The 14,318-nt window shown below is 30.3% G+C and carries 15 protein-coding genes and 1 tRNA gene; 6 read left to right on the plus strand and 10 right to left on the minus strand.

All coding sequences use genetic code 11. From position 1 onward, the window contains the following. The first annotated feature begins 2 nt into the window (after nt 1-2). Both WG951_RS11920 and WG951_RS11925 read left to right on the plus strand, forming a co-directional pair. Nucleotides 3-1,250: an NAD(P)/FAD-dependent oxidoreductase gene (locus WG951_RS11920; RefSeq protein ID WP_105049587.1), complete on the plus strand. Its 1,248-nt coding sequence runs from the start codon at nt 3-5 to the stop codon at nt 1,248-1,250. 2 nt (nt 1,251-1,252) lie between these two features. Further along, a complete protein-coding gene (locus WG951_RS11925) occupies nt 1,253-2,467 on the plus strand; it encodes a M24 family metallopeptidase (protein WP_105049586.1) in 1,215 nt (404 codons plus the stop codon). A 23-nt stretch (nt 2,468-2,490) separates the two neighbouring features. On the opposite strand, the gene WG951_RS11930 is transcribed toward WG951_RS11925, so the two are convergent. Both WG951_RS11930 and WG951_RS11935 read right to left on the minus strand, forming a co-directional pair. After that, the gene (locus WG951_RS11930) at nt 2,491-3,228 is read right to left on the minus strand and encodes a T9SS type A sorting domain-containing protein (protein WP_105049585.1); all 738 of its coding nucleotides are present in this window, start codon (nt 3,226-3,228) and stop codon (nt 2,491-2,493) included. Between the two features lie 34 nt (nt 3,229-3,262). After that, complete coding sequence (locus WG951_RS11935) at nt 3,263-4,582, minus strand: SGNH/GDSL hydrolase family protein (protein ID WP_105049584.1); 1,320 nt, start codon at nt 4,580-4,582, stop codon at nt 3,263-3,265. A gap of 783 nt (nt 4,583-5,365) precedes the next feature. On the opposite strand from WG951_RS11935, the gene WG951_RS11940 reads away from it, so the two are divergent. After that, on the plus strand, nt 5,366-5,755 hold the full coding sequence (locus WG951_RS11940; RefSeq protein ID WP_394365386.1) for a nucleotidyl transferase AbiEii/AbiGii toxin family protein: 390 nt from the start codon (nt 5,366-5,368) through the stop codon (nt 5,753-5,755). A gap of 35 nt (nt 5,756-5,790) precedes the next feature. Here WG951_RS11940 and WG951_RS11945 read toward each other — a convergent pair. Next, nucleotides 5,791-5,875, minus strand: a tRNA-Leu gene (locus WG951_RS11945). A 124-nt stretch (nt 5,876-5,999) separates the two neighbouring features. On the opposite strand from WG951_RS11945, the gene WG951_RS11950 reads away from it, so the two are divergent. From WG951_RS11950 to pth, 3 genes are all read left to right on the plus strand, one after another. Further along, the gene (locus WG951_RS11950; RefSeq protein ID WP_340914298.1) at nt 6,000-6,941 is read left to right on the plus strand and encodes a ribose-phosphate pyrophosphokinase; all 942 of its coding nucleotides are present in this window, start codon (nt 6,000-6,002) and stop codon (nt 6,939-6,941) included. A 19-nt stretch (nt 6,942-6,960) separates the two neighbouring features. After that, nucleotides 6,961-7,557 carry a 50S ribosomal protein L25/general stress protein Ctc gene (locus WG951_RS11955; RefSeq protein WP_105049582.1) on the plus strand — a complete coding sequence of 199 codons (597 nt, stop codon included), beginning with the start codon at nt 6,961-6,963 and terminating at the stop codon, nt 7,555-7,557. A gap of 172 nt (nt 7,558-7,729) precedes the next feature. Beyond that, nucleotides 7,730-8,296, plus strand: coding sequence for an aminoacyl-tRNA hydrolase (gene pth, locus WG951_RS11960; protein ID WP_211296759.1), 567 nt, complete (start codon nt 7,730-7,732; stop codon nt 8,294-8,296). Between the two features lie 52 nt (nt 8,297-8,348). On the opposite strand, the gene WG951_RS11965 is transcribed toward pth, so the two are convergent. The 7 genes from WG951_RS11965 to WG951_RS11995 form a co-directional block, all read right to left on the minus strand. Continuing rightward, nucleotides 8,349-8,879, minus strand: a complete 531-nt coding sequence (locus tag WG951_RS11965) for a hypothetical protein (RefSeq protein ID WP_105049580.1) — start codon at nt 8,877-8,879, stop codon at nt 8,349-8,351. Between the two features lie 78 nt (nt 8,880-8,957). Continuing rightward, complete coding sequence (locus WG951_RS11970; RefSeq protein ID WP_105049579.1) at nt 8,958-9,410, minus strand: 6-pyruvoyl trahydropterin synthase family protein; 453 nt, start codon at nt 9,408-9,410, stop codon at nt 8,958-8,960. A 194-nt stretch (nt 9,411-9,604) separates the two neighbouring features. Further along, nucleotides 9,605-11,104 carry a GH3 auxin-responsive promoter family protein gene (locus WG951_RS11975; RefSeq protein ID WP_105049578.1) on the minus strand — a complete coding sequence of 500 codons (1,500 nt, stop codon included), beginning with the start codon at nt 11,102-11,104 and terminating at the stop codon, nt 9,605-9,607. Beyond that, a complete protein-coding gene (locus WG951_RS11980) occupies nt 11,104-11,970 on the minus strand; it encodes a M23 family metallopeptidase (protein WP_105049577.1) in 867 nt (288 codons plus the stop codon). Before WG951_RS11980 ends, WG951_RS11975 begins: the two co-directional genes overlap by 1 nt. 83 nt (nt 11,971-12,053) lie before the next feature. Continuing rightward, nucleotides 12,054-12,635, minus strand: a complete 582-nt coding sequence (gene nadD / locus WG951_RS11985; RefSeq protein WP_211296734.1) for a nicotinate (nicotinamide) nucleotide adenylyltransferase — start codon at nt 12,633-12,635, stop codon at nt 12,054-12,056. A gap of 103 nt (nt 12,636-12,738) precedes the next feature. Then, nucleotides 12,739-13,320 (minus strand): guanylate kinase, encoded by a 582-nt coding sequence (gene gmk, locus WG951_RS11990; protein ID WP_105049575.1) that lies wholly within the window; start codon nt 13,318-13,320, stop codon nt 12,739-12,741. A gap of 95 nt (nt 13,321-13,415) precedes the next feature. Continuing rightward, complete coding sequence (locus WG951_RS11995; RefSeq protein WP_068449384.1) at nt 13,416-14,270, minus strand: YicC family protein; 855 nt, start codon at nt 14,268-14,270, stop codon at nt 13,416-13,418. Nucleotides 14,271-14,318: the final 48 nt, after the last annotated feature.

Here is a 14,318-nt window from a genome sequence, read left to right on the forward strand (position 1 = left end):
ACATGAGTAGAAATATAGTAATTATTGGCGGTGGAATTATAGGTGTTTGCACTGCTTATTACCTTCAAAAAGAAGGGTGTAAAGTTACCGTTATTGATAAAACAAATATGGATTCTGGTGCTTCTCATGTAAATGCAGGGTATATAACTCCAAGTCATTTTATACCATTGGCAACTCCTGGAATTATTACAAAAGGCATTAAATGGATGTTTAATTCTTCTAGTCCATTTTACGTAAAACCAAGGTTAGATATCGATTTTTTAAAGTGGAGTTTAGCGTTTAAAAAATCTGCCACAAAAGAAAAAGTAGCCAAAGCAATACAACCAATTTTAAACATTAATTTGTTGGGGAGAGATTTGTATGAAGATTTAAAAAACACAAACGATTTTAATTTTCATTATGAGAAAAAAGGGTTGTTGATGTTTTATAAATCTGATAAAGTTGGAGAGGAAGAATGGGAAGTTGGTAAAATAGGAATTCAGCAAGGTTTGCAGGTTGAAAACTTATCAGCTAAAGAAGTGGCAAAAATAGAACCCAATGCAAATTTAGATATTAAAGGTGCCGTTTATTATCATTCTGATGCACATATGACTCCAAATTTATTTATGAAAGAAATGATTTCTTATCTAGAAAAAAATGGCGTTACTTTTTATAAAAATGAAACTGTAAATGATTTACAAATTTCAAGAGGTGAAATTTCATCAATAATAACCAATAAAAGAGCATTAAAAGCAGATGAGGTTGTTTTGGCAGCAGGCAGTTGGAGTCCGATAATTACAAAAAAGCTGGGTTTAAAAATACCAATTCAAGCTGGAAAAGGCTATAGTATTAATGTTAAGAGCGATACAAAAATTACGATTCCATCAATTTTATGCGAAGCAAAAGTAGCAGTTACGCCTATGAACGGTTTTACCCGTTTTGCAGGAACTATGGAAATTGCAGGTATTAATCATGATATTAACCCAAAAAGAGTTGCAGCAATTGCAAATGCAGGTAAAAGTTATTATAAAAACTTAGAAATTTCATCCAAAGAAAAAGAAACTGCAAATTGTGGTTTAAGACCTTGCTCTCCTGATGGATTGCCTTATATTGGGAAATCAAACAAATGTAAAAATTTAACCATTGCAACTGGTCACGCAATGATGGGGTGGAGTTTAGGCCCTGTAACAGGTAAGCTAGTATCAGAAATTATTTCTGATAAAAAATTATCTTTAAATATAGATTCATTTCATCCAGATAGAAAATTTTAAGTATGAATAAATACGGAATTGGAGGTTCTACTTCAGAAAAAGAATTAGCGAAAATACAACCTTTAGAAAGTAGCGTAAAACCAATACAAAAAGTAGAATACAAGCAGCGAATTCATAAAATTTGTAATTTAATGAAAGCGAATAATGTACAAGCAATATATGTAAATGCAGGTGCAAATTTACTGTATTTTACAGGCACACATTGGGGTGCAAGTGAAAGAATGGTTGGTGCACTTTTATTGCCAAATGAAGAGGTACATTATATAGCACCAAATTTCGAAAAAGGAACGATTCAGGATTTTTTAGAAGTTGAAGGAACAATTCATTGTTGGGAAGAACATGAAAATCCGCATACATTATTCTTTGATGTTTTAAAAGAAAATAAGATTAATCCTGGAGAAATTCAAGTAGATGAAACTACACCTTTTTCTATTATAAATGGATTATTAAAAGAAAAAGAAGCTTTTAAAATAACAACTGCAACTGCTTTTATTTCAGAATGTAGAATGATAAAATCGGCAGCAGAAATTGCCATTATTCAACATGTAATGAATATTACTTTAGAGGTTCAAAAAGCAGCTGCAAAAATTTTAAGAGTTGGTATTTCTACCAAAGAAGTAGAAAATTTTATACATGAAGCACATAAAAAATACGGAGTTTCTTCTGGCTCTTATTTTTGTATTGTTTTATTTGGTGTAGATTCTTCTTTTCCACATGGTGTTAAAAATTCGAAAAATTTAGAAATGAATGATGTTGTTTTGGTAGACACAGGTTGCCAATTGTATGATTATATTTCTGATATTACAAGAACCTACGTTTTTGGAGAAGCCAATGAGCTACAACACAAAATATGGAACATCGAAAAAGAAACGCAACAAGCAGCTTTTGAAGCTTCTATTTTGGGAAACTCTTGTAGTTCTGTTGATGATGCATCAAGAAAAATTTTAGAAAAACACCATTTAGGACCTGATTATAAATTACCAGGTTTACCTCACAGAACTGGTCATGGAATTGGGTTGCAAATTCACGAATACCCTTATATTGTTAAAGGAGATAAAACAACATTAGTAGAAGGAATTACATTTAGTAATGAACCTATGATTTGCGTGCCAAATGAATTTGGAATTCGTTTAGAGGATCATATTTATATGACAGAAAATGGTGCAGAATGGTTTACAAAACCAGCACATTCTATAGAAAATCCTTTTGGTGTTTAATTTTATCTAAAATTAATAGAAAACTATTGTTTTACTATTTTTAATGTTTCAACGACATTGTTTTTATCGATATATTTTATAAAATATAAACCAGTAGATAAGTTACTGATATCGTATTCATTTAAATTGATTTTACGTATGCTTTTGGTAATTTCTTTTCCCAAAGAATCAAAGAAAGAAACTTTACTAAATGCTTTTTCTGTAAGGATTTTAAAAGTGTTTTTTACAGGATTTGGTTGTATAGAAATTACATTATTATTTAAAAATGCTGCATCTGTAGAAAGTGTAGAATTTTCTAAAAGCATTATTTCATCGATATAACCAACTTCGCCCATATTATTTAAAATTTGTATGGCAGGTTCATTTTTAAACCCTAAATCAGGAAAAATAATAATGGAATTCACTTCAATTTTCTCTTCTTGAGCACTAATAGGAAATACAATTGTTTGCCAAGTATTTAAATTTGTATATTTTTCTGTAGGTCTAATAAGTGATGAAATTATAGCGTCTGAACCTCCATTCTTGCTAGCAACTTGTATAGCAATATCTGGTTGTGCTTTGTAATTTATCATCATTTGAATATATCTAGTAGTATTTGGAGGAATGGTAAATTGATCAAAAGAAAAGGTAATTAATGCTTCTTCATTATCGGTAGTTCTCCATACTTTAATACAATTTTCTGTATTATTAGCTTGTCCGTAAATAAGTATTGAACAACACAATAAAAATGTGATGTTAAAAAATGTTTTTTTGGTCATCATAAAGAATTAGTACTTGATTGTTTTGTTGAAGTTTTTAAAAAAACTTTATAATTTCGTTAGATATTAAGGTATGTCCGGCAGCATTTGGATGATTAAAAGAAGATAAATAATTATTTACGTTATTACCTGCCAATACTGCTTTTTTAAATTGCTCGTAACTATCAACCAAAGCAACTCCATTTTCTGTTGCTAATCTTTTAACTTGTTCTGTATGCTGGTATAGCTCTGTAGTTGTAGATAACATGTCTACATCTCTAAAAGGAGATGGTGTTAATAGAATAACCTTAATACCTTTTGCAACAGCTTTTTTAATCATTTCATCCCAAGCAGCATAAGTTGCCTCTAATCCTTGAGAACGATCATTTAAACTGTAATCTATAAATAAAACATCTGGTTTGTAAACCAATACATCTTCATCAAATCTTCTGGCTCCTTGTATAGAGTTTTCTCCACCAATTGATGTTTTAATCGTATTTATAACAGCTGTTGGGTATTTTGCAGATAATTTTTGCAATACTTGATGTGGATAAGAATTTAGTGTATTTACTATTGGTGTTTGATTGTATCCAGAAGGTACTGAGTGTCCGTGAAAAACCAAATTAATAGTTCTATTTGCTGGCCAATTTTTTACGAGTTCTAATTTTACGTTTGTTAAATAATCTTTATAAGTTGTTTCTTCGCTATCGGTATCATTTAGTTTAATTTCATCAATATAACCGAAAGAATCGGTATTGTTTAATATTTTTTTAATAGGAGAGTTTTCAAAACCAGCATCTGGAAAAATAACAATCGCTTTAATTTGAGCACCATTTTGTCCGCCATTAATTTTAAAAGTTAACGTTTGCCAGTTTCCAAAATTAGTATATTTATTAATAGGTCTAATAGCAACAGTAGCGCTTCCGTTAGAATTTTCATCCTCTCCATCTATTCGTATAGCAATATCTGGCTCTGCAGGATAGTTTACTGCCATTGTTATATATTTTATTGTATTAGCAGGAATAATAGCTTCATTTGCAACAGGAAAAGCAATTAATTCGAACCAATTATTAGTAGTTCTTCCTACTCTAATACAATTTGCTGTGTTATTTTGTTCGCTACTATTAGGGTTTGGTGCATTTAAAATACTTGCACCACTTCTAGCAACAACATTTGGTGAGTTAGGTTCAAAGTCGTTTAAAATTATGCTATTATTTTTAGTAAGACTTGGGTTTTTAACGATTGTAAACTTTGCATCATTTTTAGCAACCACGCTTGGTGAATCTGTTTCAAAATCATTTAGAATTGTATTTTGGGAGAAAACAGCTCCATAACCACAAATTATAAAGGCGATAAAAAATAGTATTTTATTTTTCATTTTAAAGTTTTAAATTGAGGTTGAAAGGTAGTTGTTATTCCGATTTTAAAAATGTACAATTATATAGATTATATAGATTATATTTTTAATTAGATATATTTTGTAATAAATATAATACTGAAAATTACTTCTCAAATTTAAGAAGTATAGAAGTGTTTACTATTTATAAAGTAAAGCAGTGTAGTGTCTGTTTAAAACCTTTTAAGGTTGTTATAAGCGATAGAGCTCTATACCCAATCTAAAAATAAATATTGCCGTGTTTACAGTCGTTTAGATTCTTCTATAAAAAAGTAAAATACTAAACCACTAGAAATATAAATAACTTAATAAAAAAAATATGAAGAGAAAAATCAAATTATTTTGAAAACGGAAAAACGAGAAGAATATTCATTTTATTTAAATGGAAATTCAGTGAAATGCTGTCCCAAATAGTTACTAAATTTGGGACGTAAATAGAATGTATTTTCCTTTTACAAAACAATCCTCTTTAAAACTCCCAACTCAATATTTGATTTACTGTAAAATACAATAGTATAAATGCGAGATTATTAGTAAAATTCACTAAGTTTATCGAAAAATCACTAAATATTGTATTTGTCAGATTTTATAAAAGAACGTCTTTCGCTTGAAGAGTACTCATTCTCAAAGGATGAGCTTCATTTAATTAGTAAAAAAGGAGATATTATTTCTTTACGAAAAGGTTTTTATTTAATTATACCTACATGATATTCGAAATCTGGAAAGTTACCACTTGATTTATATGTAAATAAACTATTTAAGTTTATAAATAGACTTTATTCTGTAGGTTTATATTCCGCTGCAAAATTTCACGGAGCAAAAGCAACCTACCGTTTTACATCAGAATATGAAGTTATTAGATTATGCTTAAAATTAGAAATTAATTGTAAAGAGCATTTTAATGTTTTGGATTGGGTAGATTTTCCTTTTGAAGTAGAGAGCGAATGGTTTTTTGGAAATGCCAAAATTAAAACATATAGCATTAACGAATTATTAGGTACAAAATTACGTGCCTTATACCAACGTAGCAAAGGAAGAGATTTATTCGATTTAGATTATTCTAGATTGAATATGGAATTAGACATTGAGAAAATTATAAAATGTTTTAAAGAAGACATAACTTTTTCGACAGGGAATAGACCACCCAAAAATTAAAAAACCCTTTAAAAACATTATTTTTAAAGGGTTTTTGGTACTCAAGGTGGGAATCGAACCCACACTCCCGAAAGAACTGGATTTTGAATCCAGCGCGTCTACCAATTCCGCCACTTGAGCAAAAAATTAATAAGACTGCAAAGGTATAAAATTATTTTATTTTAAAGTCAAAAAATTAATTCGAAACTCAATAAATAATTTCTACTTTTGTCAACTCAGAACAACACAACAAAAAAACAACTAAATGCCTACAAATCAATTAGCACCAAAACTTTTTGCCTGCAGACAAAGCACAGTTTTGGCAGAAAAGATTGCAAAAGAATACAATACTACTTTAGGAAAAGTTAAAACAACTTACTTTAGTGACGGAGAATTTCAGCCAGCTTTTGAAGAATCTGTTCGTGGAAGACGTGTTTTTATTATTGGCTCTACATTTCCGAATGCAGACAATTTAATGGAAATGTTATTAATGTTAGATGCGGCAAAAAGAGCATCTGCAAGACACATTACTGCTGTTATGCCATATTTTGGTTGGGCAAGACAAGATAGAAAAGATCAACCAAGGGTTGCAATAGGAGCAAAATTAGTAGCCAATTTATTGCAATCTGCAGGGGCAACTAGAATTATGACGATGGATTTACATGCAGATCAAATTCAAGGGTTTTTCGAAAAGCCAGTAGACCATTTGTTTGCTTCCACTATTTTTATGCCTTACATTAATAGTTTAAAATTAGACAATTTAACAATTGCATCTCCAGATATGGGAGGTTCTAAAAGAGCGTATGCATATTCTAAGCACTTGCAATGTGATGTTGTTATTTGTTATAAGCAACGTATTAAAGCCAATCAAATTGGGCACATGGAGTTAATTGGAGATGTTAAAGGTAAAAATGTAATCTTAGTAGATGACATGATTGATACAGGAGGAACTTTGGCTCATGCAGCAAATTTAATGATGGAAAGAGGTGCTTTAAGTGTTAGAGCAATCTGTACACATCCTATACTTTCTGGTGGTGCTTATGAAAAAATAGAAGACTCAGGATTAACAGAGCTAATTGTTTCAGACACAATTCCTTTAAAAAAGGCTACATCTAAAATAAAAGTGGTATCTTGCGCGCCATTATTTGCTGATGTTATGCATAAAGTGCAAGACAATACTTCAATTAGTGGACAATTTTTAATGTAAATAAATAATAAACAAAGAAATGAAATCAATTTCAATTAAAGGATCAAAAAGAGAAAGCGTGGGTAAAGTAGCTACTAAGGCCTTACGTAATGCTGGTATGGTTCCTTGCGTTATATACGGAGGAGAAAACCCAATACATTTTTCAGCAGAAGAAAAAGCGTTTAAAAAGTTGGTATTCACTCCAAATGTGTATACTGCAAGTCTTGATATTGATGGTCAAAAAATACCAGCAGTGTTACAAGATATTCAATATCACCCAGTAACAGATAAAATCATTCACGTTGATTTTTATCAATTATTTGATGATAAAGAAATTACAATGAACATTCCTGTAAAATTAACAGGTACTTCTCCTGGTGTATTAAATGGTGGATCTTTACGTTTTACAAACCGTAAATTAAGAGTAAAAGCATTACCAGCTAACTTACCAGATTTTGTAACTGCAGATATTTCTAAATTAAAAATTGGAAATAAATTAGTAGTAACAGCTTTACCAACAGAAGGGTACACGTTTATGCACCCAGACAATACAGTTGTTGTTCAGGTTAGAACTTCTCGTAATGCTACTAAATCAGCAGATGAAGAAGAAGAAGAAACAGAAGCTGCTGCAGAATAAATTTTTTGCAAGTATAAAATATAAAAAGCGTTACAAATTTGTAACGCTTTTTTTTGTCTTAAACTTATTTGAAGGCCACACATTATGTAATTCTTCTTATTTTTGAAGAATGAAATTTAAAAACTTTTTTTCTGACATATTGGGTATAAAAGTTGAAACTAAAGAAGAGTTGATGAAGAAATTTTTAATTATTGGTTTAGGTAATATTGGTGATAAATATACCAATACAAGGCATAATATTGGTTTTAAGGTGCTAGACGAAGTGGCAGAAGAACACAATGTAACTTTTGAAACTGAAAAGCTAGGTGATGTAGCTAGCTTTCGATTTAAAGGCAGAACTTTTATTTTACTAAAACCAAGTACGTTTATGAATTTAAGTGGAAAGGCGGTAAAGTATTGGATGGATAAAGAAAATATATCTATAGAAAATATTTTAGTAGTTACAGATGATATAAATATTGATTTTGGTGTGATTCGTTTAAAAGCAAAGGGATCTGCTGGCGGACATAACGGATTAAAAGACATTCAAGAAAAATTGAATACACAGCAATACGCTCGTTTTCGTTTTGGAGTAGGGGGTAATTATAGTAGAGGTAGACAAGTAGATTTTGTACTTGGCGAATGGAGTAAAGAAGAAACGAGCCAATTAATAGAACGCTTGCCAACTTCGGCAAAAGTAATAACCTCTTTTGGTACTGCAGGCTTAAATAATACCATGAATACTTTTAACGGTAAATAAAAAAAGGTATCTATTTCTAGATACCTTTTTTTATTAAAGTTTACTTACTTTTTTAATTTCTTTCTAAAGTAATGTCTGTAATAGCATCTATTCTAACGTCACCTGTTCCTTCAACTGTTTGTTTTAGTACCATTTTATCTTCATTAAAAGATTTAATATCAAAAGTACCACCAATAAAAGCTTCGTCTTCAGATACTGTAAGGGTAATTGTTTTAGCTGTTGCGTTTAAAGTGTAATTACCACTAGAAGCTAAAGTTAGTATTTCGTTATCTTCATCTCCACCTTTTGGAGTTGGATCTGCTTTATACTTTAATAATAAAGTTCCGCCAATGCTGTAAGTTCCGTTTGCATTTAATGCTACATCTATTGAAAAAGTACTTCCTGTTTTTGTGGTTGTAGAAAGTGTAGATTCATTACCATTAGAAGCTGTTGCTATTTCTGCTTCTACAGATTTATAAGCTGTAAGGTTATAACTACCAGCTAAATTGGTTGCTACTAACTCAAAAGAATTGTCATCGTCACTACTACAGCTAGTAATAGAGATTGCGATAAATAAGATTAAAAATGATTTTAATAATTTCATAATATTTTGATTTTTTGGGCAAATATAAGTCATAATTTAAAATGTTACGATTAAAATAGTACACTTTTTTAAAATAGACTATTTGTTTTCACTAGCAAACCATTCTGCAAAACTAGAGTCTGTTTCTTGTAGTTTTATAGAATATAATTTGATGTTTTCTGGCAATCTGTTTTTAATTTTTTCGGCAAAATCTATCACCATCATTTCGCTAGTTGGTTGGTAATCAACTAAAATAACATGATGGTCTCTTGCTTGTAATTCTTTAGCCAACTCTACATGAGGTGTGTTTTTATTAAAAACAGTGGCATGGTCAAAAATATCAACAATTTCTTCGTTAACAATTTTCTTTAAATCCCCAAAATCTATTACCATACCAAATTTTACATTGGTATTGTCTTTAATTGGTTTTCCAGAAACAGTTACAGATAGTTTGTAAGAATGTCCGTGCACATTTTTACATTTTCCATCATAACCATATAATGCATGTCCTGTTTCAAAATTAAACTGTTTGGTAATTCTAATTGTGCTCATTTGTGTTTTTTATGAATCTGTCATTACGAGTAAGAATAAAGAAGTAATCTGTTTTTTATTATCAGATTATTTTATGCTTTTTAATGACAAAAAAATTATCTTCTGTTTCTAAATTTGTTGTAAAAATAAACAACAACTAATGCTATTGCCAATCCTAAAAATAAAAAATCTCCTCCCATTTTGTGTGTATTTTGTTATGCTGTAATTAAAAAATTATTTAAAACATCTGCAATTTTTCTGTTGTCAGATAATTGCGGAATCTTATTTTGTCCTCCAAATTTACCAATAGATTTCATATATTCATGAAAACCACCCTTTTTTACTTTTCTAATCACCAAAGGACGTAAAACTTTTCCTTCAATTAAATCGATATAATAAATATTTTGAGCCTGCATAGAAGCATCAATCTTAGCCGCAAAAGCTTCTAAATCTTCTGGTTCGTTTTCAAACTCTATAAACCATTCATGATACGGTAAACCACTTTCTGGGCTTACTTGTGGTGCTACTGTAAATTCGCTAATGTTTATATTTGTGCCTTTAATAGAGTCGTTTAGTGCTTTTTCTACTTCTTTACCAATAACATGTTCGCCAAAGGCGGATATAAAATGTTTTATTCTACCGGTAACTTTAATTCGATAAGGTTTTGTTGATGTAAACTCTACGGTATCACCAATATTATATCCCCAAAGACCTGCTGTGGTGTTTAAAATAATGGCATAATTAACGCCCATTTTTACATCTTTTAAAGAAATTCTTGTTGGGTTTTCGTTAAAAAACTCATCCGCAGGAATAAATTCATAAAAAATACCAGAATCTAATTGCAACAACATTCCTTTTTCTGTCTGAGAATCTTGATAGGCAATAAATCCTTCTGAGGCAGGATACAACTCTATGTAATCTATCTTTTTACCAATTAAACTTTCAAATTTATTTTTATAAGGCTCAAAATTAACGCCTCCATAAATAAAGAAATTAAAATTAGGAAACGTTTCTGATATTGGTTTACCTGTTTTTTCTATTAATTTTTCAAAATACATTTGTACCCAAGACGGAATGCCGCTAATTACAGACATGTCTTCGTTAATGGTTTCTTCTACAATGGCATTTACTTTGGTATCCCAATCTTCTATACAGTTGGTTTCCCAACTTGGTAACCTGTTTTTTAATAAATACTGAGGAACATAATGCGCTACAATTCCGCTTAATCTACCTAGTTTTATGCCGTTTTTATCGGCTAAAACAGGGCTTCCTTGTAAAAAAATCATTTTTCCATCAACAAAACTAGCATCGTTTTTTTCTTTGATATAAAATAACAAAGCATTTCTTGCCGCTTTAATATGTGTTGGCATAGAATCTTTGGTAATAGGTATGTATTTTGCGCCAGAAGTTGTACCCGAGGTTTTTGCAAAGTAAAGCGGTTTTCCGGTCCAAAGAACATCAGGTTCACCGGCAACAACTCTATCTACATAATGTCTTAAGCCTTCGTAATCTGTAACGTTAACTTCTTTTTTAAAATCTTCGTAGGTAGTAATATTAGAAAAATTATGATCTTTTCCGAAAGCGGTTTTACTTCCTTTAGAGAGTAGGTTTTTAAAAACCTTTTCTTGTGTTTTATGAGGGTTATTTGCCCATTTGTAAACTTTTTTTGTTGCTATTTTAGCAAACGGTATTGCAAAAAGTGATTTGATGCTCATTATTTAAAATCAATAAAATTTGTTGGGTTTACAGAATAACCACCGTTCCAGAGTTCAAAATGCAAATGAGGTCCGGTTGTTAATTCTCCGGTAGAACCTACAGTGGCAATAACTTCGCCAGATTTTACAAAATCTCCTTGTTCTTTTAGTAAATTTCCGTTGTGTTTGTAAACAGAAATATAATCTTTAGCATGTTTTAAAATAATAACGTAGCCCGTTTCTGCAGTCCATCCAGAAAATATAACAGTACCATCTGCCGTTGCTTTAATTGGGGTTCCTGTTTTTGCGGTAATGTCTACGGCAAAATGTTTTGCACTTGCATCAAAACTTTGAGAAATAGTACCATTTAAAGGAGCAAAAAATACAATTTTAACATTGCTTTGCGCATTTTTCTGTATAGAGAATCGGGTTTCGCTTTCTACTTTTTCTCTAAATATAGAATCTTCTTTAGAGGCATCTAGCTTGCTTTCGTCTATTAAACGGTGTCTTGCTTCAACCTGAATAGAATCTATATTATCGGGTTCAATATCGCCTGTTAATACAGGTTTTAAGGCTTTTGTATAGTTTTCTAAAATGGCTAATTTAGTTTTTAAAGAGTCTGCTTCAAAAGTTAAATTGGCTGCTTTTCTTTTTAAAGCGGAAGAGGAATAACCGGGTATATATTCTTTTAAAGGGGTAAAGGCTATTAATAAAATGGTGCTGGCTATTAATAAAATAGAAAAAAAGCCGCCTAAAACAAAAACATTTAATCTAGATAGTTTTAATGAAAAACGCTCTTCAAAAGTATCTTCATTTAAAACAACCAACCTGTATTTGTCGGTCAGTTTTTCTTTAAGTTTTCCTTTTTTGTTATTTTTTTTAGCCACAAAAATGTATTTGATGTTTAACAAAGATACAAGAAACCTTTGCAGTATGTACTCGGTTTATTAACGTTACAAATTTAATTTAATTATTTTTTGTAAAAATTCATTTCATCGGCATACTCCCAAACTTCTTTTGGCAAGAGTGGTTGTATGTTTTTTTGATTTTTTATACCCTTTCTAATCATGGTAGAAGAGATCTGCACAATAGGTGCATCTACCTTATGAATTTTAGAATGATTTTTAAATTGATGATCTACAGTACCTTCTGCAATTCTTGGATATACATAAATATGATGATGCTCTAAAATAGTTTCATAATTTTTCCATTTATGTAAACTCTTTAAATTGTCTTCACCCATAATTAAACAAAATTCTTTGTCTGGATGTAACTCTGTAATATTTGCTAATGTATATACGGTGTAATTGGGTTGTGGTAATTTAAATTCAATATCAGAAGGTTTAATTTTTACATAGTTTTCTGTTGCTCTGTAAACCATTTCAAATCGATGATGATTTTCTAGTAAAGAACTTTTCTTTTTAAACGGATTATGAGGGGTTACCACCATCCAAATTTCATCTAAATCTGAATATTCTACCATGTGATTGGCAATAATTAAATGCCCAATATGTATGGGGTTAAAGGTGCCAAAATATAAACCGATTTTCATTATAAATAGTTTGAAGTTTGAAGAATGGAGTTTGAAGTAGTCCGTATTCGGCTTCTATCTTTATACTACCTTTTTCAGTCTTTTTAAATTTTCTTCTTTATTTCTATTCTAATCCTAAAAAACTACTCATTAAATCTTCTGCTTCTTTTAAAGCGTCTTCTAAAATGTAATTTTTTATGATTTTATCAAACTGCGGAGCCGTTGCTAACTCTACAGAAGCTTTTGCAATACGCATGTTTATTTTGTCTTCACTTTCTGTAGAACGCTTTTTTAAACGAATTTTTAATTCATCTACACTTGGTGGTTTTACAAAAACAGACAAGGTTTCATTTGGGTATTTCTTTTTAATTCGTAATCCGCCAACCACATCAATATCAAAAATAACATGTTTTTTTAATGCCCAAATACGTTCAATTTCACTTTTTAAAGTGCCATAAAAGTTGTCTCTATAAACTTCTTCCCACTCTAAAAATTCATCATTTTTAATTTTATCTTTAAATTCTCTTAAATTGATAAAGTAATAATCTTCACCATCTTTTTCTTCTCCTCTTGGTGCTCTAGAAGTAGCAGAAATAGAGAATTCTAAATTAAATCTTTCTTGTTTTAATAAATGACGTACAATTGTAGTTTTACCTGAACCAGAAGGTGCCGAAAAAACGAATAATTTTCCTTTAAAATCTGACATATATTTTAGTATTTGTCTTGCTGAACTTTCTTCAGCATCTTAATAATTTGAATAGTGTAAATACCTACAAGGTTTTAGAAACCTTGCAGAAAACTTTACAATACGTTTAAAATTTGCTCTTTAATTTGCTCTAATTCGTTTTTCATTTGAATTACTGCTTTTTGCATTGGTGCAAAATTAGCTTTAGAACCTGTTGTGTTTATTTCTCGTCCCATTTCCTGAACAATAAATCCTAATTTTTTACCATTAGAATCTTCAGAATCCATTGTTTGTAAAAAATAATCTAGATGATTTGCCAAACGAACTTTTTCTTCGTTGATATCTAATTTTTCAAGATAATAAATCAATTCTTGTTCAAAACGATTTTCATCCGTATCAACTTTTAAATCGTCGATAGCCTTTTTTAAACGTGTTTTAACGTTTTCTACTCTATCGCCATCCAAAGCTTTTACTTCTTCTAAATAGGTTTTAATATTAGCAATTCTTTCTTTAAAATCTATTTCTAAAGAAGCTGCCTCATCAATTCTATATTGTACAATATCTTTAATGGCAATATCTACACTTTGGTTGATAAGATTCCATTCGTTTTCATCTAATTCTTCGCGTTCTGTTTTTAAAGCATCTGGCATTCTTACGGCCATTTTTAATAACTCAACATCATCTGTAGTGCCTGTTTGTACAACGTTTCTTAGTTGTTGCATGTATTCTTTTACAACCCCGTGATTTATAGTTGTAGAAGTTTCATCCGCAGTCATTTCTACAAAGATTGAAAAATCTACTTTACCACGAACTAATGCACTTGCTAGTTTTTTACGAACAGCCAATTCTTTCTCTTTATAATAAGAAGGAATACGAACGTTTAAATCGAGGTTTTTACTGTTTAAAGATTTAATTTCTATGGTTACTTTTTTTGTAGGTAATTGTAATACAGACTTCCCATAACCAGTCATAGATTGAATCATAAAATCAACATTTTAGATGAAGGGCAAATATAGTTT

This window comes from Polaribacter butkevichii (genome assembly GCF_038024105.1).
Classification (GTDB): Bacteria; Bacteroidota; Bacteroidia; order Flavobacteriales; family Flavobacteriaceae; genus Polaribacter; species Polaribacter butkevichii.

What these genes read in the sequence shown, in the direction of transcription:
- nadD (WP_211296734.1), bottom strand. Translation starts at nt 12,635, where the DNA reads ATGAAAATCGGTTTATATTTTGGCACCTTTAACCCCATACATATTGGG.
- WG951_RS11995 (WP_068449384.1), bottom strand. Translation starts at nt 14,270, where the DNA reads ATGACTGGTTATGGGAAGTCTGTATTACAATTACCTACAAAAAAAGTA.
- pth (WP_211296759.1), top strand. Translation starts at nt 7,730, where the DNA reads ATGAAGAAATTTTTAATTATTGGTTTAGGTAATATTGGTGATAAATAT.
- WG951_RS11965 (WP_105049580.1), bottom strand. Translation starts at nt 8,879, where the DNA reads ATGAAATTATTAAAATCATTTTTAATCTTATTTATCGCAATCTCTATT.
- WG951_RS11970 (WP_105049579.1), bottom strand. Translation starts at nt 9,410, where the DNA reads ATGAGCACAATTAGAATTACCAAACAGTTTAATTTTGAAACAGGACAT.
- WG951_RS11920 (WP_105049587.1), top strand. Translation starts at nt 3, where the DNA reads ATGAGTAGAAATATAGTAATTATTGGCGGTGGAATTATAGGTGTTTGC.
- WG951_RS11955 (WP_105049582.1), top strand. Translation starts at nt 6,961, where the DNA reads ATGAAATCAATTTCAATTAAAGGATCAAAAAGAGAAAGCGTGGGTAAA.
- WG951_RS11925 (WP_105049586.1), top strand. Translation starts at nt 1,253, where the DNA reads ATGAATAAATACGGAATTGGAGGTTCTACTTCAGAAAAAGAATTAGCG.
- WG951_RS11930 (WP_105049585.1), bottom strand. Translation starts at nt 3,228, where the DNA reads ATGATGACCAAAAAAACATTTTTTAACATCACATTTTTATTGTGTTGT.
- WG951_RS11975 (WP_105049578.1), bottom strand. Translation starts at nt 11,104, where the DNA reads ATGAGCATCAAATCACTTTTTGCAATACCGTTTGCTAAAATAGCAACA.
- WG951_RS11935 (WP_105049584.1), bottom strand. Translation starts at nt 4,582, where the DNA reads ATGAAAAATAAAATACTATTTTTTATCGCCTTTATAATTTGTGGTTAT.
- WG951_RS11950 (WP_340914298.1), top strand. Translation starts at nt 6,000, where the DNA reads ATGCCTACAAATCAATTAGCACCAAAACTTTTTGCCTGCAGACAAAGC.
- gmk (WP_105049575.1), bottom strand. Translation starts at nt 13,320, where the DNA reads ATGTCAGATTTTAAAGGAAAATTATTCGTTTTTTCGGCACCTTCTGGT.